Below are 20,065 nucleotides of genomic sequence, written 5' to 3'. Positions count from 1 at the left end.
CGATCCGGCGACGGACGGCACCGCCCCTGCACGACCGGAGCGATCGTGCAGGGCATCGGACCGCCCAGGCCGCACCGGGCCTCCCGGGGCGTGAGGGAAACCGCCCCCGCATCCCCGGACCACGGACACGATCCGTGCGCGCCGGACGCGGAGCGAACGCGGTGGACCAGGACGCCCAACACCGTTCGGGGCGCCCGGCTGAGCACGAGTCCTGGCAACAGGACTCGCTCCCGCTCAGTCTCTAGGAACGGTTGGTTGAGGGCGATCGGCACCTCGCGGGTGAGGCGGCGGGTCCACTCGGGGCATCCGGCCGGCCCGGTGCCGGGCCGCAGGCCAGCCTGCGTCACCTGCGGCAAGCCCCAGCAGGAGCCCCTCGATACGACGTCCTGTCCTTTCCGGCCCTCCGCTTCCTCCTCACGCACCGATCTGTCCCCCAGCGCGTCCGCGCCTGTTCCTCCGAGTCGCCCGCGTCACCCACTTGGCATCTGAGCAAAAGCCGATACGGATGAGCAAAGTAAGTAAAGCCGCAGTTAGCCCAGCCTTTCCTTGCTGGCGGGAAGGGAAGGGGCGGCGTACCTTCTGTGTTGTCGAAAAGTAGAACTCGTCCAAAGTTAGCTTTGGCTAAGCTATCCCGGGGGCTCCGATGGCCATCATCGAAACCGAGGCCGCGCTGCACGTGGCGCACCGCGACAACCACACGCACCGCGACGTCAACGGCGGCTGGCTGCGCCCCGCCGTCTTCGGCGCCATGGACGGCCTCGTCTCCAACCTCGCCCTGATGACCGGGGTGGCCGGCGGAGCCGTGAGCCAGCAGACCATCGTCATCACCGGGCTCGCAGGGCTCGCCGCCGGCGCCTTCTCGATGGCCGCCGGTGAGTACACCTCCGTCGCCTCCCAGCGTGAGCTGGTCGAGGCCGAGCTCGACGTCGAGCGCCGTGAGCTGCGCAAGCACCCGCAGGACGAGGAGGACGAGCTCGCAGCACTGTACGTCGCCCGTGGTGTGGAGCCCGAGCTGGCCCGTGAAGTCGCCCGGCAGCTGTCCAAGGACCCCGAGCAGGCGCTGGAGATCCACGCCCGCGAGGAGCTGGGAATCGACCCCGGTGACCTGCCGTCGCCGCTGGTCGCCGCCGTGTCGTCCTTCGGGTCCTTCGCCCTCGGTGCGCTGCTGCCCGTGCTGCCGTACCTGCTCGGCGCGACCGTGCTGTGGCCGGCCGTGCTGCTGGCCCTCGCCGGTCTCTTCGGCTGCGGTGCCGTGGTGGCCAAGGTGACCGCGCGGACCTGGTGGTACAGCGGTGTGCGGCAGCTGGTGCTCGGTGGAGCGGCGGCCGGTGTGACGTACGCCCTGGGCAGCCTGTTCGGTACGGCCGTAGGATAGCGCGACCGGTACTTATGCGATGGGCCGCATAAATAGCCGTTACCCCTTGGTTTCGAGTGCTTAACGACCGGGCATGAGCCGTAAGCGCTGCGGGCAATGACGCCTGCCGCACCCCCGCGGGGTGAGTGACGACGCTCCCCCCGCCCCCTCGGGCCGTCGGACACCGATCTGACCGATCTTGTCCCTGACGGTCCCCACCCATGTCGCCGCCGCGCGCGGCACCCCGCCGCCCTGCGCGGCACCCGCCGTCACCGTGCGGCGCCTCTGCCATGTACCCCGTGGCGTCCGCATGTTGGAACGGAGTATCCGGTTCCCGAGAACCGCTCCATCATGTAACCTGCACGAAATTTTGAGTCACACGCAGAGGGCCAACGTCGTCCCTCGGCACCTGCCACATGCCACATGACGACGACGGGAGAGCCGATGCGTACGCCGCGCCAGCCGTCCCAGCACTCCGCGAATGGCCGGAACTGGTCCTTCATGGATGCTCGCCCTGCTGCGCAGGGTATGTACGACCCCCGCAACGAACACGACGCCTGTGGTGTCGGTTTCGTCGCCACCCTCACCGGCGAGGCGTCCCACACGCTGGTCGAACAGGCCCTCACGGTCCTGCGCAACCTGGAGCACCGCGGTGCCACCGGCTCCGAGCCCGACTCGGGCGACGGCGCCGGCATCCTCTCCCAGGTGCCCGACACCTTCTTCCGTGAGGTGGCCGGATTCGACCTTCCCGCGGCGGGCTCGTACGCGGTAGGCATCGCCTTCCTGCCGGAGGAGGGCACCGAGGACGCCGTCTCGAAGATCGAGACGATTGCCGGCGAGGAGGGCCTGACGGTCCTCGGCTGGCGCACGGTCCCGGTCGCCCCGGAGCTGCTGGGTGCCACCGCCCGCTCCACCATGCCGGTCTTCCGGCAGATCTTCGTCACCGACGGCGCCAGCGAGGGCATCACGCTGGACCGCGAGGCCTTCGTGCTGCGCAAGCGCGCCGAGCGGGAGGTCGGTGTCTACTTCCCGTCGCTCTCCGCCCGCACGATCGTCTACAAGGGCATGCTGACCACCGGCCAGCTGGAGCCCTTCTTCCCGGACCTGTCCGACCGCCGCTTCGGTTCCGCGGTCGCGCTCGTCCACTCGCGCTTCTCCACGAACACCTTCCCGTCGTGGCCGCTCGCGCACCCGTACCGCTTCGTCGCGCACAACGGTGAGATCAACACCGTCAAGGGCAACCGCAACTGGATGCGCGCCCGCGAGTCGCAGCTGGTCTCCGACCTGTTCGGCCCCCAGGAGAAGCTGGAGCGCATCTTCCCGGTCTGCACCCCGGACGCCTCCGACTCCGCCTCCTTCGACGAGGTCCTGGAGCTGCTGCACCTGGGCGGCCGTTCACTGCCGCACTCCGTGCTGATGATGATCCCGGAGGCGTGGGAGAACCACGACTCCATGGACCCGGCCCGCCGCGCCTTCTACAACTTCCACTCCACGATGATGGAGCCCTGGGACGGCCCGGCCTGTGTCACCTTCACCGACGGCACCCAGGTCGGCGCCGTGCTCGACCGCAACGGTCTGCGCCCCGGCCGCTACTGGGTCACCGACGACGGCCTCGTCGTCCTCGGCTCCGAGGTCGGCGTCCTCGACATCGACCCGGCCAAGGTCGTCCGCAAGGGCCGCCTGCAGCCCGGCAAGATGTTCCTCGTCGACACCGCCGAGCACCGCATCATCGAGGACGACGAGATCAAGGCGACCCTCGCCGCCGAGCGGCCGTACGCCGAGTGGCTGGAGGCCGGCGAGATCGAGCTGGGCGACCTGCCCGAGCGCGAGCACATCGTCCACACCCACGCCTCGGTCACCCGCCGCCAGCAGACCTTCGGGTACACCGAGGAGGAGCTGCGCGTCATCCTCGCGCCGATGGCCAAGACCGGCGCCGAGCCGATCGGCTCGATGGGCACCGACAGCCCGATCGCCGCTCTCTCCGCGCGCCCGCGGCTGCTCTTCGACTACTTCACCCAGCTGTTCGCGCAGGTCACCAACCCGCCGCTGGACGCGATCCGCGAGGAGCTGGTCACCTCGCTGCGCAGCTCGCTGGGCCCGGAGGGCAACCTGCTGGACCCGACGGCCGCCTCCTGCCGCTCGGTCACCCTGCCCTTCCCGGTGATCGACAACGACGAGCTGGCCAAGCTCATCCACATCAACGCCGACGGCGACATGCCCGGCTTCAAGGCCGCGACCCTGTCCGGTCTGTACCGGGTGAGCGGTGGCGGTGACAGCCTCGCCGCGCGCATCGCCGAGATCTGCGCCGAGGCCGACGCCGCCATAGACAACGGCGCCCGTCTGATCGTCCTGTCGGACCGCCACTCCGACGCCGAGCACGCGCCGATCCCGTCGCTGCTGCTCACCGCGGCCGTCCACCATCACCTCATCCGCACCAAGCAGCGCACCCACGTGGGCCTGCTGGTCGAGGCCGGTGACGTCCGCGAGGTCCACCACGTCGCCCTGCTGATCGGCTTCGGCGCCGCCGCCGTCAACCCGTACCTGGCGATGGAGTCGGTCGAGGACCTGCTGCGCGCCGGCACCTTCCTCAACGGCATCGAGCCGGAGAAGGCCATCAAGAACCTGATCTACGCCCTCGGCAAGGGCGTACTGAAGGTCATGTCGAAGATGGGCATCTCCACCGTCGCCTCGTACCGCGGCGCCCAGGTCTTCGAGGCCGTCGGCCTGGACGAGGCCTTCGTCGAGAAGTACTTCAACGGCACGGCCACCAAGATCGGCGGCGTCGGCATCGACGTCATCGCCCAGGAGGTCGCCGCCCGCCACGCCAAGGCCTACCCGGCCTCCGGCATCGCTCCCGCGCACCGCGCGCTGGAGATCGGCGGCGAGTACCAGTGGCGCCGCGAGGGCGAGCCGCACCTGTTCGACCCGGAGACGGTCTTCCGCCTCCAGCACTCCACGCGCTCCGCTCGCTACGACATCTTCAAGAAGTACACCGAGCGGGTGAACGAGCAGTCCGAGCGCCTGATGACGCTGCGTGGTCTGTTCGGCTTCAAGTCCGACCGCCCGTCGATCTCCATCGACGAGGTCGAGCCGGTGAGCGAGATCGTCAAGCGCTTCTCCACGGGCGCCATGTCGTACGGCTCCATCTCCAAGGAGGCGCACGAGACCCTCGCCATCGCCATGAACCAGCTGGGCGGCAAGTCCAACACCGGTGAGGGCGGAGAGGACCCGGAGCGCCTGTACGACCCGGCGCGCCGCTCGGCGATCAAGCAGGTCGCCTCCGGCCGCTTCGGTGTGACGTCGGAGTACCTGGTCAACGCGGACGACATCCAGATCAAGATGGCCCAGGGCGCCAAGCCCGGTGAGGGCGGCCAGCTGCCCGGGCACAAGGTCTACCCGTGGGTCGCGAAGACGCGTCACTCGACGCCGGGTGTCGGCCTGATCTCCCCGCCGCCGCACCACGACATCTACTCCATCGAGGATCTGGCTCAGCTGATCCACGACCTCAAGAACGCGAACCCGGCCGCGCGTATCCACGTGAAGCTGGTGTCGGAGGTCGGCGTCGGCACGGTCGCCGCCGGTGTCTCCAAGGCGCACGCGGACGTCGTGCTCATCTCCGGCCACGACGGTGGTACGGGCGCCTCGCCGCTCACCTCGCTGAAGCACGCGGGCGGTCCCTGGGAGCTCGGCCTCGCCGAGACCCAGCAGACGCTGCTGCTCAACGGGCTGCGCGACCGGATCGTCGTGCAGACCGACGGCCAGCTGAAGACCGGCCGTGACGTGGTCATCGCCGCGCTGCTCGGCGCCGAGGAGTTCGGTTTCGCCACCGCGCCGCTCGTCGTCTCCGGCTGCGTGATGATGCGCGTCTGCCACCTGGACACCTGCCCTGTCGGCATCGCCACCCAGAACCCGGTGCTGCGCGACCGCTTCGCCGGCAAGGCCGAGTACGTCGTGAACTTCTTCCGGTTCATCGCCGAGGAGGTCCGCGAGCTGCTCGCCGAGCTGGGCTTCCGCTCCATCGAGGAGGCCGTCGGCCACGCCGAGGTGCTGGACGTCGAGCGTGCCGTCGACCACTGGAAGGCGCAGGGCCTGGACCTGGAGCCGCTGTTCCACGTGCCCGACCTGCCCGAGGGCGCGGCGCGCCACCAGCTGATCGAGCAGGACCACGGCCTGGAGAAGGCCCTGGACAACGAGCTGATCAAGCTCGCCGCCGACGCCCTGGCCGCCGGCGACGCCACCGAGGCCCAGCCGGTGCGCGCCCAGGTCGCCATCCGCAACATCAACCGCACGGTCGGCACCATGCTCGGCCACGAGGTGACGAAGAAGTTCGGCGGTGCGGGCCTGCCCGACGACACCATCGACATCACCTTCACCGGTTCGGCCGGCCAGTCCTTCGGCGCGTTCCTGCCGCGCGGCGTCACGCTGCGCCTGGAGGGCGACGCCAACGACTACGTCGGCAAGGGCCTGTCCGGCGGCCGGGTCGTCGTCCGCCCGGACCGGGCCGCCGACCACCTCGCCGAGTACTCGACCATCGCGGGCAACACCATCGGCTACGGCGCCACCGGCGGCGAGCTGTTCCTGCGCGGCCGTACCGGTGAGCGGTTCTGCGTCCGCAACTCCGGCGCGCTGGTCGTCTCCGAGGGCGTGGGCGACCACGGCTGCGAGTACATGACCGGCGGTCGCGCGGTCGTCCTCGGCCCGACCGGCCGCAACTTCGCGGCAGGCATGTCCGGCGGCATCGCCTACGTCATCGACCTCGACCGCGACAACGTCAACGTCGGCAACGTCGACTCGGTCGAGGCGCTGGACGACACGGACAAGCAGTGGCTGCACGACGTGGTGCGCCGCCACGCCGAGGAGACCGGCTCGACGGTCGCCGAGAGGCTGCTCGCCGACTGGGACGCGGCCGCGGCGCGGTTCAGCAAGATCATCCCCAGCACGTACAAGGCAGTGCTCGCCGCCAAGGACGCCGCCGAGCGAGCCGGTCTTTCCGAGACCGAGATCACCGAGAAGATGATGGAGGCGGCGATCAATGGCTGACCCGAAGGGCTTCCTGAACCACGGCCGCGAGGTCGCCGAGACCCGTCCCGTCGGTGAGCGCGTCAAGGACTGGAACGAGGTCTACGTCCCCGGCTCCCTGCTGCCGATCATCAGCAAGCAGGCCAGCCGCTGCATGGACTGCGGCATCCCGTTCTGCCACAACGGCTGTCCGCTGGGGAACCTGATCCCCGAGTGGAACGACTACGCCTACCGCGAGGACTGGGCGGCCGCCCAGGAGCGCCTGCACGCGACCAACAACTTCCCGGAGTTCACCGGTCGCCTCTGCCCGGCCCCCTGCGAGTCGGCGTGTGTGCTCGGCATCAACCAGGCGCCGGTCACCATCAAGAACGTCGAGGTCTCGATCATCGACAAGGCATGGGAGACCGGGGACGTCGCCCCGCAGATCCCGGAGCGCCTGTCCGGCAAGACCGTCGCGGTCATCGGCTCGGGCCCGTCGGGCCTCGCCGCCGCCCAGCAGCTGACCCGGGCCGGCCACACGGTCGCCGTCTACGAGCGCGCGGACCGCATCGGAGGCCTCCTCCGGTACGGCATCCCCGAGTTCAAGATGGAGAAGCGGCACATCAACCGCCGTATCGAGCAGATGCGCGCGGAGGGCACCCGCTTCCGCACCGGCATCGAGATCGGCCGCGACCTCAAGGCGACCGACCTGAAGAAGCGGTACGACGCCGTGGTCCTGGCCGTCGGCGCGACGACCGCCCGCGACCTGCTGGTGCCGGGCCGCGAGCTCAAGGGCATCTACCAGGCGATGGAGTACCTGCCCCTGGCGAACAAGGTCCAGGAGGGCGACTACGTGACGCCGCCTGTCTCGGCCGAGGGCAAGCACGTCGTGGTCATCGGCGGCGGCGACACCGGTGCGGACTGCGTGGGCACCGCCCACCGCCAGGGCGCGGCCTCCGTCACCCAGCTGGAGATCATGCCCCGCCCGAACGACGAGCGGCACCCGACCAACCAGCCCTGGCCGACCTTCCCGATGCTCTACAAGGTCACCTCGGCCCACGAGGAGGGCGGCGAGCGGGTCTACTCCGTCTCCACGACCCACTTCGAGGGCGACGAGGACGGCAACGTGCAGTGGCTGCACCTGACCGAGGTGGAGTTCGTCGACGGCAAGCTGACCTCCAAGCCGGGCACCGAGCGCAAGATCCCGGCCCAGCTGGTCACCCTCGCCATGGGCTTCACCGGCACCGACCGGGAGAACGGCCTGGTGGAGCAGTTCGGCCTGGAGCTCGACGAACGCGGTAACATCGCCCGCGACGCCGACTTCCAGACCAACGTGCCGGGCGTGTTCGTCGCCGGTGACGCCGGCCGCGGGCAGTCCCTCATCGTGTGGGCGATCGCGGAAGGCCGCTCGGCGGCCCGCGGAGTCGACCGCCACCTCACCGGTGCCAGCGACCTGCCGGCCCCGATCCGCCCGACGGACCGCGCCCTGGCGGTCTGACGGCACCCCAGGGACCTTGAGGTCCCGCCACAGACGTCCCGTACAAAGGCGTACGGAACACTGAACGACGCCTGCCCCTGTCCCCGACCGGACGCCTGGCAGGCGTCGTCGCATGTCCGCGCGCAGTCCTTCCTCACGTAGGCTCGGCCACCGGCACGAGCACGAGGGGGGGATCATGGCCGCGATCGGTCTGCGCACGGTGGAGGAGACCGCGCCCGCGCTGGTCAGCCTGTACAAGAGCGCCGGGGTGTCCCTGCGCAAGCACGGCCTGGACGGGCTGCGCGCCGCCGTCTATCTCGTGGTCGACCACTCCGGCTCCATGCGGCCGTACTACCAGGACGGCAGCGTGCAGAAGCTCGCGGACCGGGTGCTGGGGCTGTCCGCGCACCTGGACGACGACGGGCGGGTGCCGGTGGTGTTCTTCTCCACGGACATCGACGCGGTCACCGACATCGCCCTCGACCGGCACGAGGGCAGCGTCGAGCGGATCGTGGCCGGGCTCGGGCACATGGGCAGGACCAGCTATCACCTGGCGATGGACGCCGTCATCGACCACTACCTGGACAGCGGCGCCACCGCCCCCGCCCTGGTCGTCTTCCAGACCGACGGCGGCCCACTCAGCAGGCCCGCCGCCGAGCGCTATCTGTGCAAGGCGGCGAAACTCCCGCTGTTCTGGCAGTTCGTCGGCTTCGGCGACCCGGACAGCCGGCAGTTCGACTTCCTGCGGAAGCTGGACGAGCTGCCCGTGCCCGGCGCACGGATCGTGGACAACGCCGGCTTCTTCCACGCCGGCCAGGACCCCCGGCGCATGTCCGACACCGAGCTGTACGACCGGCTCGTCGGCGAGTTCCCGCAATGGCTCACCGCCGCACGCGCCGCCGGGATCGTACGGCCGCCCGCCTGAGTCACGCCCCGGCGTCGACGCGCTCACGCGCCTGCTCGTCCCGTGAGCGCGTCCTGCAGAAACAGCTCCCGGCACTCCTCGGGCGTGCCCCAGGCGGTGCGCAGGGCGCGGGCCTTGGTCAGCCACAGGGACAGGTCGTACTCCGCCGTGTAGCCGATCGCGCCGTGCAGTTGCAGCGCCGCGCGTGCCGTCGTGTACGCCGCCTCGCACGCCTTGAGTTTGGCGGCGGCCACGTCCGCCGGGCGCAGCGACATCGCCGCCCCGAACAGCAGCGGACGCGCGAACTCCAGGGCCGTGGCGGCATCGGCCAGGCGGTGCTTGACCGCCTGGAAAGAGCCGATCGGGACGCCGAACTGGGTGCGCTGCCGGACGTGGTCCACCGTGCGGTCGAGCAGCGCGAGCCCGACGCCGAGGGCCTGGGCGGCGGTGGCCAGCCGGGCCCAGGTGAGGGCCAGGCCGAACGAGGGGTGGGGAGCGAGGAGTTCGCCGTCCGGGGTGAGCGGGGTCAGACGGCGGGCGGGGTCGAGGGACCGGCGCACCTGGCCCGCGGGCGACGCGAGGTGGAGTCCGTCGGGGGCGAGGGCGAGGCGGAGGTCGGCCGCGTCGGCGTCCAGGGCGAGCGGGACGGCGGCTGTGTCCGCGTCCGGGGTGACGCGGGCGGGGTCGGTGTCGAGGGGGACAGGAGCGGGGTCGGTGTCGAGGGGGAGAGGGGCGGGGTCGGTGTCGAGGGGGAGAGGGGCGGGTGCCGCGAGGGTGGCGAGATCCGTACCGGCCAGGAGCCCCGGCAGGAACCGCTTCGCGAGTGGCACCTCGGCAAGGAGCACCGCCGCGGCGACCGTCTCCACCAGCGGGCCCGGCACCGCATGCCGACCCAACTCCACGAAGGCCAGGGTCAGTTCCACCGGATGCCGGCCCAGCCCGTCCTGCTCCTCCGGCACCGCGAGTCCGAACACCCCCGCCTCCGCGACCCTGCGCCACAGCGCACGCCCGCGCCTGGAGTCGCCGTCGCTCCAGTCACGGATCACCGCAGGGGTGTCCGCGGCCGTCAGCATCGCGTGCAGCGAGCCGGCGAAGGCACGCTGGTCGGCGTCGGGCAGGAAGCGCATCAGCGGCGTCCCTTCGGCAGGCCGAGCAGCCGCTCGGCGACGATGTCACGCTGGATCTCGTTGGTGCCTGCGTAGATGGGTCCGGCGAGCGCGAACACATACCCCTCGGCCCACTCCGTGTCCGCCAGCTCGCCCTCGCCGTGCAGCAGATCCAGTGCCGTCTCGTGCAGGGCGAGGTCCAGCTCGGACCAGAACACCTTGTTCATGCTGGACTCCGGGCCGATCCGGGCGCCGTCCAGGAAGCGGGAGGCGGCCGCGTAGGTGAACAACTGGTAGGCGCGGGCGCCGATCAGGGCATCGGCCACGCGCGCGCGTGCGTGCTCCGGGCAGCCGCGCGCCCGCCACAGCCCGGCCAGCCGGGCGGCCGAGGCGAGGTAGCGGCCCGGTGAGCGCAGGGTGAGCCCGCGTTCGTCGCCCGCCGTGGACATCGCGATCCGCCAGCCCTCGCCGGGCTCGCCGATCACGTCCTCGTCCGGGACGAACACGTCGTCCAGGAACAGCTCCGCGAAGGCCGGTTTCCCGTCCAGGCGGCCGATCGGGCGGACGGCGACACCGGGCGCCCGCAGGTCGAACATCAGGTAGGTGAGCCCCTGGTGGGGTTTCGGCGCCTGGGGCTCGCTGCGGAACAACCCGAAGGCCCGGTCCGCGAAGGCCGCCCGCGAGGACCAGGTCTTCTGGCCGCGCAAGCGCCAGCCGCCGTCCGTCCTGACCGCGCGGGAGGTGAGCGAGGCCAGGTCCGAGCCGGCCTCCGGCTCGGACCAGGCCTGCGCCCAGACCACCTCTCCCGTGGCCATCGGAGGCAGCACGCGCGCGCGTTGCTCCTCCGTGCCGTGGTCGAAGAGCGTCGGCGCGAGCAGGCTGACACCGTTCTGCCCGACCCGGCCCGGCGCGCCCGCCGCCCAGTACTCCTCCTCGAAGACCAGCCAGCGCAGCAGACCGGCGTCCCGGCCGCCGTACCGCTCGGGCCAGGACACCACCGACCAGCGGTCCGCGGCCAGTTCGGCCTCCCACGCGCGGTGGGCGGCGAAGCCCTCCGCCGTCTCCAGGGACGGCAGCGGCGTACGCGGCACATGCGCCCGGAGCCAGGACCGGGCCTCGGCGCGGAACTCCTCGTCGGCCGGAGAGTGCGTCAGGTCCACCGCCGTCGCCTTCCTTCCGTCGCTCACTCCCACTGCTTCCCTAACAAGTGTTTGGTAGGTTAGCGTGGCCCTATGACAGGCGTCGAGAGCCCGGCCTACGTAGCCGGGCACGGACTGCTCCGGGGCCGCACCGCCGTCATCACCGCGGCGGCCGGCGCCGGCATCGGCGGGGCGACCGCGCACCGCTTCCTGGAAGAGGGCGCGCGGGTGCTGATCAGCGACGCGCACACACGCCGGCTGAAGGAGTACGAGACCGAGCTGGGCCGCAAGTTCCCGGGCCGGGTGGCGGCAGTGCCCTGCGACGTCACCGACGAGGCACAGGTGCGCACCCTGTTCGACACGGCCGTACGGGAGCACGGCAGACTCGACGTCGTCGTCAACAACGCGGGCCTGGGCGGGACGTCGGACCTCGTCGACATGACCGACGAGCAGTGGTCCCGGGTACTGGACGTGACCCTGAACGGCACCTTCCGGTGCACGCGCGCCGCGCTGCGGGCCATGCGGGAGACCGGGAGCGGGGTGATCGTCAACAACGCCTCCGTCGTCGGCTGGCGCGCCCAGGCCGGGCAGGCGCACTACGCCGCCGCCAAGGCCGGGGTGATGGCGCTGACCCGGTGCGCGGCGATCGAGGCCGCCGCCTACGGCGTCCGGGTCAACGCGGTCGCCCCCAGCCTCGCCATGCACCCTCACCTGGTGAAGGTCACCTCGCCCGGGCTGCTGGAGCAGTTGACCGAGCGGGAGGCCTTCGGGCGGTACGCCGAGCCCTGGGAGGTGGCCAACGTGATCGTGTTCCTCGCGTCCGGCTACTCCTCGTACATGACCGGCGAGGTCGTGGCCGTCAGCAGCCAGCATGCCTAGGCCGACCGGGGCGGGGACCACAATGGGTCCGTGCCGACCAAGAAGAAGCCCCAGGTGACCCCGGCAGCGGCCCGGCGCGGCGAACTCCTGACCACCGCCGCCGAGGTCTTCGCCGAGCACGGCTACAACGCCACCACCGTCCGCAAGATCGCCGACCACGCCGGGATGCTCGCGGGCAGCCTCTACTACCACTTCGACTCCAAGGAGTCGATGCTTGAGGAGATCCTGCGGACCTTCCTCGACGAGCTGTGGGACGGCTACGACACCGTCCTCGCCTCCGGGCTCGGGCCCCGCGAGACGCTGGAGGCGCTCGTCACCGAGTCCTTCCGCGAGATCGACCGGCACCGCGCGGCCGTCGCCATCTACCAGAAGGAGAGCCGGCAACTCGTCGCCCAGGACCGGTTCGCGTTCCTCGCCGAGTCCCAGCGCCGGTTCGAGAAGGCCTGGCTGTCCACGCTGGAGCGCGGGGTCGCCGAGCACGTCTTCCGCGCCGACCTGGACGTCCGCCTCACCTACCGGTTCGTCCGCGACACCGTGTGGGTCGCCGCGTCCTGGTACCGGCCCGGCGGACAGCACAGCCCGGAGGAGATCGCCCGCCAGTACCTGTCGATGGTGCTCGACGGGATCGCCGTACGCGAGTGACACCGTTCGCATAACGCACCTTTCCTGTGAGGGAGTTGCCATGGCCGAGGCCTACATCGTCGAAGCGGTTCGCACGCCCGTCGGGCGGCGCGGGGGAGGACTCAGCGCGGTCCACCCGGCCGACCTGGGCGCGCATGTGCTGACTGTGCTGGTGGAGCGGGCCGGGATCGACCCGGCCGCCGTGGAGGACGTGGTCTTCGGCTGTCTGGACGCGGTGGGACCGCAGGCCGGGGACATCGCCCGCACCTGCTGGCTGGCCGCGGGCCTCCCGGAGGAGGTGCCGGGCGTGACCGTCGACCGGCAGTGCGGGTCCTCGCAGCAGGCCGTGCACTTCGCCGCGCAGGCCGTGCTCTCCGGCACGCAGGACCTGGTGATCGCCGGCGGGGTGCAGAACATGTCCCAGATCCCCATCGCCTTCGCCTCCCGGCAGGCCGCCGCCCCCCTCGGCCTCACCGAGGGCCCCTTCCTCGGCAGCACCGGCTGGCGCGCCCGCTACGGCGACCAGCCCGTCAACCAGTTCGCCGGCGCCGAGCTGATCGCCGCCCAGTGGGGCATCAGCCGCGAGGACCAGGAGGAGTTCGCCCTGCGCTCGCACCGGCGCGCGCTGCGGGCCATCGACACCGGCCGCTTCGCGCGCGAGACCGTCCCCTACGGCGAGGTCACCGTCGACGAGGGCCCTCGCCGGGACACCTCCCTGGAGAAGATGGCCACGCTGAAACCCGTCCTCGACGGCGGCACCGTCACCGCGGCCTGCTCCTCCCAGGTCTCCGACGGCGCCGCGGCCCTGCTGCTCGCCTCGGAGCGGGCCGTACGCGACCACGGGCTGCGCCCCCGCGCCCGCGTCCACCACCTTTCCGTGCGCGGCGAGGACCCCATCCGCATGCTCTCCGCCCCGATCCCGGCCACCGCCCACGCCCTGCGCAGGACCGGACTGACCATCGACGCCATCGACCTCGTGGAGATCAACGAGGCCTTCGCACCGGTCGTCCTGGCCTGGCTGAAGGACACCGGCGCCGACCCCGAGAAGGTCAACGTCAACGGCGGCGCGATCGCCCTCGGCCACCCCCTCGGCGCGACCGGCGTCCGCCTGATGACGACCCTGCTCCACGAACTGGAACGCATCGGCGGCCGCTACGGCCTCCAGACGATGTGTGAGGGTGGGGGTCAGGCGAATGTGACGATCGTCGAACGCCTCTGAGCTCGCCTGGGCCCGTCAGCCCGTCAGCCCGTCAGCCCGTCGGCCCGTCGGCCCGTCGGCCCGTCGGCCCGTCGGCCCGTCGGCCCGTCGGCCCGTCGGCCCGTCGGCCCGTCAGCCCGTCAGCTCCGCCAGTTGCGCCAGCACCTCTTCCGCCTCCTTCTCGATCCGCTCCACCAGCTCCGCGCACGACGGCAGGTCGTCGATCACCCCGGCGACCTGCCCGGACGCCATCACCCCCAGGTTCGTACGGCCGTCCACCATCGCCGACTTCAGCAGCATCGGCGTGTTCGCCGCCAGCAGCACCTGGCTCCAGGTCAGGTCCTTTCCGTGTCTCATGGCCAGGCCGTCCCGGATCAGCTGCCGCCAGGTGAGGCCCGACAGCCGGCGGAAACTGGCTGCCCTGCGCGCCGCGTGGGCCAGCGTCCGGATCCGGCCCGACCGCTCCAGTGCGTCCACCAGCTCCGTGCGCAGCATCCGGTGCGGCAGGCCGTCCACCGCCCGGGTGACCGTGACGTCCCGGACCGTCGCGGCCAGATAGCGGGCCTTCACCGCGTCCGGCACCGTCGAGTCGGAGGTGAGCAGGAACCGCGTCCCCATCGCCACCCCGGCGGCCCCGTACGCCAGCGCCGCCACCAGGCCCCGACCGTCGAAGAAGCCGCCCGCCGCCACCACCGGTATGTCCACCGCGTCCACCACCTGCGGCAGCAGCACGCTCGTCGCCACTTCCCCGGTGTGCCCGCCGCCCTCGCCGCCCTGGACGATCACCGCGTCCGCCCCCCACGCGGCCACCTTCTCGGCGTGCCGGCGCGCCCCGACGGACGGGATGACCACCACGCCCGCCTCCTTCAGCCGGGCGATCAGTTCCGGCGAGGGCGCCAGCGCGAAGGAGGCCACCCGCACGCCCTCCTCAAGCATGATCCGCACCCGGTCGGCCGCGTCGCCCGCGTCGGCCCGCAGGTTCACCCCGAACGGCGCGTCCGTGCGCGACCGCACCTCCCGTATCGCGTCCCGCAGGTGATCGGTTGTCATCGTGGCCGAGGCCAGGATGCCGAGCGCGCCCGCGTTCGCCGCCGCCGAGACCAGCCGGGGGCCGGCCACCCACCCCATCCCGGTCTGTACGATCGGACGCCGAACGCCGACCAGCCGGGTCAGCGCGGTCTCCATCCGCCCCTCACCCCCTCGCCTCCTCGGGCACCTCACGGGTGCGCGCCCCCTGCGGGTCCAGCACCTCGCGGATCAGCCGCAGCTCCGCCGCCTCGGGCTCCCGGGTGCGGGGCACCTCGTCCGGCACCGCGAGCGCGAAGCCCGTCGCCTCCCGCACCCGCTCCACGCTCACCCCCGGATGCAGCGAGGCCAGCCGCATCGTGCGGTCCGGCGTGGCGAAGTCGAAGACGCCGAGGTCCGAGACCACCCGGGCCAGGTGGTGGAAGCGGGCCGCGCCGCCCAGCCCGGCCGCCCGGTCGTACCCCACCCCGCACACCACGTCCACCCGCTCCACGAACACCCGCCGGGAGTGTCTCGGGATCCAGTAACTCGTCGGATTGTTCAGCGTGTTGAGCGGCGCCCCGCGCATCCCGAGCAGCTGCCGGCGGGGGTGTGCCCAGTCCCCGATGCAGGAGATGTTCTGGTTGCCGTACCGGTCGAGCTGGCTCGCGCCCATCATCACGTGCCGGCGCCCGCCCGCCACCAGGTCCAGATGCCGCCGGTACGGCAGCCAGCCCTCGGGGGCGCCGTCCGGGCCGACCAGCAGGGCCTCGCCGTCGGTGAGCAGCAGGTCCGGCGCGAAGGTGAGCCGGGCGAGCCGCGCGCCCAGCGAGGGGACCAGGCCCATCGGGCTCGCCAGGATCTCCCCGGCCCCGCGCCAGGCGTCGGCGCAGGCGATCACGCAGTACTCGGCGCGGGTGGGCGGGGGGAGGGCAGCCCGTGTGACCGCCGTCTGCGGTGTGCTCATCCCGTCTGCTCCTTCCGCCACTCACGCACCGCCGACCGGTAGGCCGCCTCGTCCCCGCCGAGGAACCGCTCGGTGAACTCCGGCCAGGGCGTGGCCGCGTAGAGCCGCTGGAACTCCTCGTCCCGGCCGTAGTCCGGGGCGCAGGACGTGAAGTGCGCGCCGTGCGGGGCCTCCACCACGCCCGTCACCGCGAGGCGGGTCAGGAGCAGCGACTGCGGGGGCGCCTCCTTCGTCAGCTCGGCCGTGTCCACGATCCGTTCGCAGGAGACATAGGCCGCGTCCGCCGCCTCGCAGAACAGGTCGTCCATGTACGGATCCGGGCCCAGACACTGCCCGTTGCCCAGCCGGTCGGCGCGGCCCACGTGCACCAGGGCCGCGTCCATCCGCAGAGCCGGCATCGCCACGAGGGTCTCCCCGTCCTCGTACGGCGACGTGACCGTCCGCAGCTCCGGGTTGATCCGCAGCACGTCCGAGCCGATCCCCGCCCGCACCGGCAGGAAGGGCAGCCGGTGCGCCGCCGCCCGCAGGCCCGCCAGGAACATCCCCTCGTCGACCTCCGTCAGCTCGAACCCGGCCCGCTCGCGCGCCGCCCGGTAGTGCGGTTCCAGCGGGATGGAGTCGAGGGTGACGAAGGCGGTGACCAGCCGGCGGATCCGGCCGGCCGCGGCCAGCATGCCGACGTCCGGGCCGCCGTACGACACCACCGTCAGGTCCGTGACGCCCGTCCGCAGCAGGGCTCTGACCAGCGCCATCGGCTTGCGCCGCGAACCCCAGCCGCCGATGCCCAGGGTCATGCCGCTCTCCAGCCGGGAGACCACCTCGTCGGCAGTCATCGTCTTGTCGCCCACCTATGAGTTCTCCTTCCCGAACGTGTCGCGGACCCGGTCGGCCAGGCCGCTGAGGTTGGCCTCGAAGGTGAAGCCCTGCTCGAAGCGGTAGCTGCGGCGGACGTCGACCGGGTCGATGCCGTTGATCGCGGCCTTCGCCATGCGCAGCAGCCGTCCGTTCTTCGCGGCGATCTCGCGGGCCAGCTCCAGCGCCGCCGCCCGCAGCTCCGCGCGCGGCACCACCCGCCACACCGAGCCGTGCCGGTGCAACTCGGCGGCGCTCGCCGTGCGCCCCGTGTAGTACAGGGCGCGCATCACGTGCTGCGGGACCAGCCGGGCCAGATGGGTCGCTGCACCCAGCGCGCCCCGGTCCAGCTCGGGCAGCCCGAAGGTGGCGTCCTCGCTCGCCACGATCGCGTCCGCGTTGCCCACCAGGCCTATCCCGCCGCCCAGACAGAAGCCCTGCACCGCCGCGACGACCGGGACCGCGCACTCGTACACCGCGGCGAAGGCCTCGGCGCAGCCGTGGTTGGCGCCGATCAGGGCCTCCTGCCCGGACGCCTGTATCTCCTTGATGTCCACGCCGGCGTTGAACCCCCGGCCCTCGGCGGCCAGCACGACGCAGCGGACCTCCGCGTCGCGGCCGGACGCGCGCACGGCCTCGGCCAGGTCGGACCAGCCGCGCACCGGCAGCGCGTTCACCGGCGGGAAGTCGACCGTGACGACGGAAATCCCTTTTTCCGGGGACGAACGGGAGACACCCATGGGCGCATCAGCTACCTTTCCACCAAACATTTGTTAGGTGCGATGGCTTCGAAGCTAGCAGCCTGCGCGGACAAGCGGGAGGCCCTGTGGACAACTCGACGGCGCGCCCTGTGGACAACTCCTCGCGCGACAGAACCGTGGTCGTCACCGGCGGCACCCGGGGAGTCGGAGCCGGGATAGCCCAGGCCTTCGCCGGGACCGGAGCGCGCGTGCTGTCCTGCGCCCGCCGACCGCCCGAACACCCCCTCGACGGTGTGGAGTTCGCCCCCCTCGACCTGCGCGACCCGCCCGCCGTACGGGCTTTCTTCGCCGCTCTGCCCCGGCTCGACGTGCTCGTCAACAACGCCGGCGGCACCCCGTACCGGCTGCTCGCCGAAGCCGACGCCGAACGGCACGCCAGGGTCGTCGAGCTGAACCTGATCACCCCGCTGACCGCCTCCCTCGCCGCCTACGAACACCTGCGGCGCAGCCGGGGCTCGGTCGTGATGGTCGGCAGCGTCAGCGGCACCCGGCCCTCGCCCGGCTCGGCCGCCTACGGCGCCGCCAAGGCGGGCCTGGCGAACCTGGCCGCCTCCATGGCCGTGGAATGGGCCCCTGAGGTCCGCGTCAACACGCTCGTGGTCGGCATGGTCCGCACCGAGCTGTCCCACCTGCACTACGGCGGCCCGGACGGCGTCGCCTCCGTCTCCCGCACCGTCCCGCTCGGCCGGCTGGCCGTCCCCGCCGATGTCGGTGCCGCGGCCGTCTTCCTCGCCTCCGGCGCGGCCGCCTACATCAGCGGAGCGAGCCTGCACGTGCACGGCGGCGGGGAGTGGCCCGCCTTCCTGGACGCCACGACAGCCAACCGCGAGAAGTGAGAAGGGGTACGTGAGATGAGTGCGATCTGCGACGGCCGGGTCGTCGTCGTCACCGGCGCCGGCCGCGGGCTCGGCCGCGCCCATGCCCTCGCCTTCGCCGCCGAGGGCGCCCGGGTGGTCGTCAACGACCTGGGTGTAGGGCTGGACGGCGCACCTGGCGTCGCTTCGGACGGCCCGGCCGGATCCGTCGTCGCGGAGATCCGGTCCGCCGGCGGCGAGGCGGTCGCGCACAGCGGCGACATCGCCACGGCCGAGGGCGCTGCGTCCCTGGTCCGGGCCGCCGTGGAGACGTACGGCCGGCTCGACACACTCGTCAGCAACGCCGGTTTCCTGCGCGACCGCATGCTGGTCAACCTCGGCGAGGACGACTGGGACGCCGTGATCCGCGTCCACCTCAAGGGCCACTTCCTGCCGCTGAAGCACGCCGCCGCGCACTGGCGGGCCGAGGCCAAGGCCGGGCGTGCGCCGGTGGCCCGGGTCGTGCACACCAGCAGCGGCGCCGGTCTGCTGGGCTCGGTCGGGCAGGGCAACTACAGCGCCGCCAAGGCCGGGATCGTCGGGCTGACCCTGGTCGCGGCGGCCGAGCTGGCCCGCTACGGCGTCCAGGTCAACGCCGTAGCGCCCGCCGCCCGCACCCGGATGACGGAACGTACCTTCGCCGAGACGATGGCGGCCCCGGCGACCGGTTTCGACACCATGGCACCCGAGAACGTCTCCCCGCTCGTGGTCTGGCTGGGCTCGGCCGCGAGCGCGGGCGTGACGGGCCGGGTTTTCGAGGCGGAAGGCGGCCGCATCACGGTCATGGAGGGCTGGCGCCCGGGTCCTACGGCGGACAACGGGGCGCGCTGGACCCCGGCCGAGGCGGGGGAGACAGCCCGCGCACTGCTGGCGCGGGCGGAGCCGCCGGGAGCCGTGTACGGCGGCTAGGCGCGGGGGAGCCCGGCAGGACGCTCGGGGGCCGGGTGGCAGCGCCAGGGGGTGTCGTTCGTCACGGTCGGCCTGATCCGAACCGGCACCCCCTAGGTGTCGCACTCCAGCACCCTCCGGCACACCCCGCACCGCGCGCGCACGCGCCCCCGTACCGGTACCCGGATCCGCTGGTGGCAGGTCGGGCAGGGGAAGGTGACGCGGAGGTGGCCGGCGGGGTCGGGGGTGAAGGAGTAGGGGGCGTCCGGAGCGGCTGAGGGCGCGTGGCGGCGGTCGTGGGCGTAGCGGCGCCGGCCCGCCCAGCCCGCGCCGGTCAGCGGCGGCTGCTGCTCGTCCCGGCGGGCCCGGGCCAGCCCCTGGGTGTACGCGGTGTAGGCCTGCGGGCTGGTGAACCACACCGAGGGGTCCTCACCGAACAGCAGCGCCCGCTTGGCCAGGACGTAGCCGAACTCCTCGGGGGTGAGATAGCCGAGCTTCTGCGAGGAGACCGCGTCCTCCCGGTAGGCGTCCAGCAGCAGCCAGCCCGCGCCCAGGTAGGTCGTCACCGTGTCCGTCAGGATCTCGTTCCCGGCCGTCGTGGGGAAGGCGAGGTCCAGGCGGTGCAGATAGACGTGGGCCACCTCATGGGCGAGCGCCGCGCCGATGTCCCTGCGGTGGGTGCGGAAGCGGTCGTTCAGCTCGACGAAGTACTCGGGGCCCGCCGCCAGTTCGACGTTGGCCGCATGGCTCATCTCCCGGAAGCCGACGATCAGCCGCGCGTCCGGCAGCCGGAAGTGCCGCACGATCTCGCGGGCCACGCGCTGCGCGCCCAGATACAGGTCGTCGGTGTCGCAGAAGGCCACGTCGGCGGGGGCCACGCTGGCCGAGAACGTCTCGACGGTGTCGCGGGACACGCGCCGGTACAGCGCGTTGACCGCCGCCCGCACCGTCTCCAGGTGCGGGAAGCCGTGCTCGACCGGTCCGCCGTTCGCCACGTCCGCACCCCCATCGACGCCGGAACTCCTCTCCACTGTAGGCGCGGCGGACCGGCGGTCACACGGG

16 protein-coding genes and 2 pseudogenes are annotated in these 20,065 nt (G+C 72.1%); 10 read left to right on the top strand and 8 right to left on the bottom strand.

The window, feature by feature from the left end:
• Window positions 1–245: pseudogene (locus LE548_RS11580) on the top strand (IS200/IS605 family accessory protein TnpB-related protein); the annotation flags it as partial.
• 3 nt (window positions 246–248) lie between these two features.
• Here LE548_RS11580 and LE548_RS46445 read toward each other — a convergent pair.
• A pseudogene (locus LE548_RS46445) lies at window positions 249–378 on the bottom strand (ADP-ribosylglycohydrolase family protein); the annotation flags it as partial.
• A 265-nt stretch (window positions 379–643) separates the two neighbouring features.
• On the opposite strand from LE548_RS46445, the gene LE548_RS11575 reads away from it, so the two are divergent.
• The 4 genes from LE548_RS11575 (at window position 644) to LE548_RS11560 (ending at window position 8,754) form a co-directional block, all read left to right on the top strand.
• Window positions 644–1,375 carry a VIT1/CCC1 transporter family protein gene (locus tag LE548_RS11575; protein ID WP_225096628.1) on the top strand — a complete coding sequence of 244 codons (732 nt, stop codon included), beginning with the start codon at window positions 644–646 and terminating at the stop codon, window positions 1,373–1,375.
• 423 nt (window positions 1,376–1,798) lie between these two features.
• Window positions 1,799–6,394, top strand: a complete 4,596-nt coding sequence (gene gltB / locus LE548_RS11570; RefSeq protein WP_225096627.1) for a glutamate synthase large subunit — start codon at window positions 1,799–1,801, stop codon at window positions 6,392–6,394.
• Window positions 6,387–7,850: a glutamate synthase subunit beta gene (locus LE548_RS11565; RefSeq protein ID WP_225096626.1), complete on the top strand. Its 1,464-nt coding sequence runs from the start codon at window positions 6,387–6,389 to the stop codon at window positions 7,848–7,850. The genes gltB and LE548_RS11565 overlap by 8 nt, the downstream gene beginning before the upstream one ends.
• A gap of 175 nt (window positions 7,851–8,025) precedes the next feature.
• Window positions 8,026–8,754, top strand: a complete 729-nt coding sequence (locus tag LE548_RS11560) for a VWA domain-containing protein (protein WP_225096625.1) — start codon at window positions 8,026–8,028, stop codon at window positions 8,752–8,754.
• 23 nt (window positions 8,755–8,777) lie between these two features.
• Here the strand turns inward: LE548_RS11560 and LE548_RS11555 are convergent, their stop codons facing one another.
• Both LE548_RS11555 and LE548_RS11550 read right to left on the bottom strand, forming a co-directional pair.
• Window positions 8,778–9,860, bottom strand: a complete 1,083-nt coding sequence (locus LE548_RS11555) for an acyl-CoA dehydrogenase family protein (protein ID WP_225096624.1) — start codon at window positions 9,858–9,860, stop codon at window positions 8,778–8,780.
• Window positions 9,860–10,999 (bottom strand): acyl-CoA dehydrogenase family protein, encoded by a 1,140-nt coding sequence (locus LE548_RS11550; RefSeq protein WP_225096824.1) that lies wholly within the window; start codon window positions 10,997–10,999, stop codon window positions 9,860–9,862. Before LE548_RS11550 ends, LE548_RS11555 begins: the two co-directional genes overlap by 1 nt.
• A 72-nt stretch (window positions 11,000–11,071) precedes the next feature.
• Here LE548_RS11550 and LE548_RS11545 point away from each other — a divergent pair, with 72 nt between their 5' ends.
• Genes LE548_RS11545 through LE548_RS11535 form a run of 3 tightly spaced genes read left to right on the top strand, consistent with a single transcriptional unit; the run spans window position 11,072 to window position 13,697 of the window.
• Window positions 11,072–11,857, top strand: a complete 786-nt coding sequence (locus LE548_RS11545; RefSeq protein ID WP_225096623.1) for an SDR family oxidoreductase — start codon at window positions 11,072–11,074, stop codon at window positions 11,855–11,857.
• A 30-nt stretch (window positions 11,858–11,887) separates the two neighbouring features.
• The gene (locus tag LE548_RS11540; RefSeq protein ID WP_067042750.1) at window positions 11,888–12,499 is read left to right on the top strand and encodes a TetR/AcrR family transcriptional regulator; all 612 of its coding nucleotides are present in this window, start codon (window positions 11,888–11,890) and stop codon (window positions 12,497–12,499) included.
• Between the two features lie 40 nt (window positions 12,500–12,539).
• A complete protein-coding gene (locus tag LE548_RS11535) occupies window positions 12,540–13,697 on the top strand; it encodes an acetyl-CoA C-acetyltransferase (protein ID WP_225096621.1) in 1,158 nt (385 codons plus the stop codon).
• A 111-nt stretch (window positions 13,698–13,808) separates the two neighbouring features.
• Here LE548_RS11535 and LE548_RS11530 read toward each other — a convergent pair whose 3' ends face one another.
• The 4 genes from LE548_RS11530 to LE548_RS11515 are packed head-to-tail and all read right to left on the bottom strand — an operon-like array spanning window position 13,809 to window position 17,240.
• Window positions 13,809–14,861: a nitronate monooxygenase family protein gene (locus tag LE548_RS11530; protein WP_225096620.1), complete on the bottom strand. Its 1,053-nt coding sequence runs from the start codon at window positions 14,859–14,861 to the stop codon at window positions 13,809–13,811.
• Window positions 14,862–14,868: 7 nt separating this feature from the next.
• Window positions 14,869–15,648, bottom strand: coding sequence for a CoA-transferase subunit beta (locus tag LE548_RS11525; RefSeq protein WP_225096619.1), 780 nt, complete (start codon window positions 15,646–15,648; stop codon window positions 14,869–14,871).
• Entirely contained in the window at window positions 15,645–16,496 is an 852-nt protein-coding gene (locus tag LE548_RS11520; RefSeq protein ID WP_225096618.1) for a CoA transferase subunit A, read from the bottom strand. Before LE548_RS11520 ends, LE548_RS11525 begins: the two co-directional genes overlap by 4 nt.
• Complete coding sequence (locus tag LE548_RS11515) at window positions 16,497–17,240, bottom strand: enoyl-CoA hydratase family protein (protein ID WP_225096616.1); 744 nt, start codon at window positions 17,238–17,240, stop codon at window positions 16,497–16,499.
• A gap of 86 nt (window positions 17,241–17,326) precedes the next feature.
• Between LE548_RS11515 and LE548_RS11510 the strand changes: the two genes are divergently transcribed.
• Together LE548_RS11510 and LE548_RS11505 are read left to right on the top strand one after the other, a co-directional pair.
• Complete coding sequence (locus tag LE548_RS11510; RefSeq protein ID WP_225096615.1) at window positions 17,327–18,097, top strand: SDR family oxidoreductase; 771 nt, start codon at window positions 17,327–17,329, stop codon at window positions 18,095–18,097.
• Window positions 18,098–18,112: 15 nt separating this feature from the next.
• On the top strand, window positions 18,113–19,024 hold the full coding sequence (locus LE548_RS11505; RefSeq protein ID WP_225096613.1) for an SDR family oxidoreductase: 912 nt from the start codon (window positions 18,113–18,115) through the stop codon (window positions 19,022–19,024).
• Window positions 19,025–19,116: 92 nt separating this feature from the next.
• On the opposite strand, the gene LE548_RS11500 is transcribed toward LE548_RS11505, so the two are convergent.
• Window positions 19,117–19,998, bottom strand: coding sequence for a hypothetical protein (locus LE548_RS11500; RefSeq protein ID WP_225096611.1), 882 nt, complete (start codon window positions 19,996–19,998; stop codon window positions 19,117–19,119).
• Window positions 19,999–20,065: the final 67 nt, after the last annotated feature.

This window comes from Streptomyces sp. CoH27, from assembly GCF_020181035.1.
In the GTDB taxonomy this organism is placed as follows: domain Bacteria; phylum Actinomycetota; class Actinomycetes; order Streptomycetales; family Streptomycetaceae; genus Streptomyces; species Streptomyces camelliae.
Note: the sequence above shows the minus strand (reverse complement) of the source record. Positions and strands in the feature narration are given on the sequence as shown.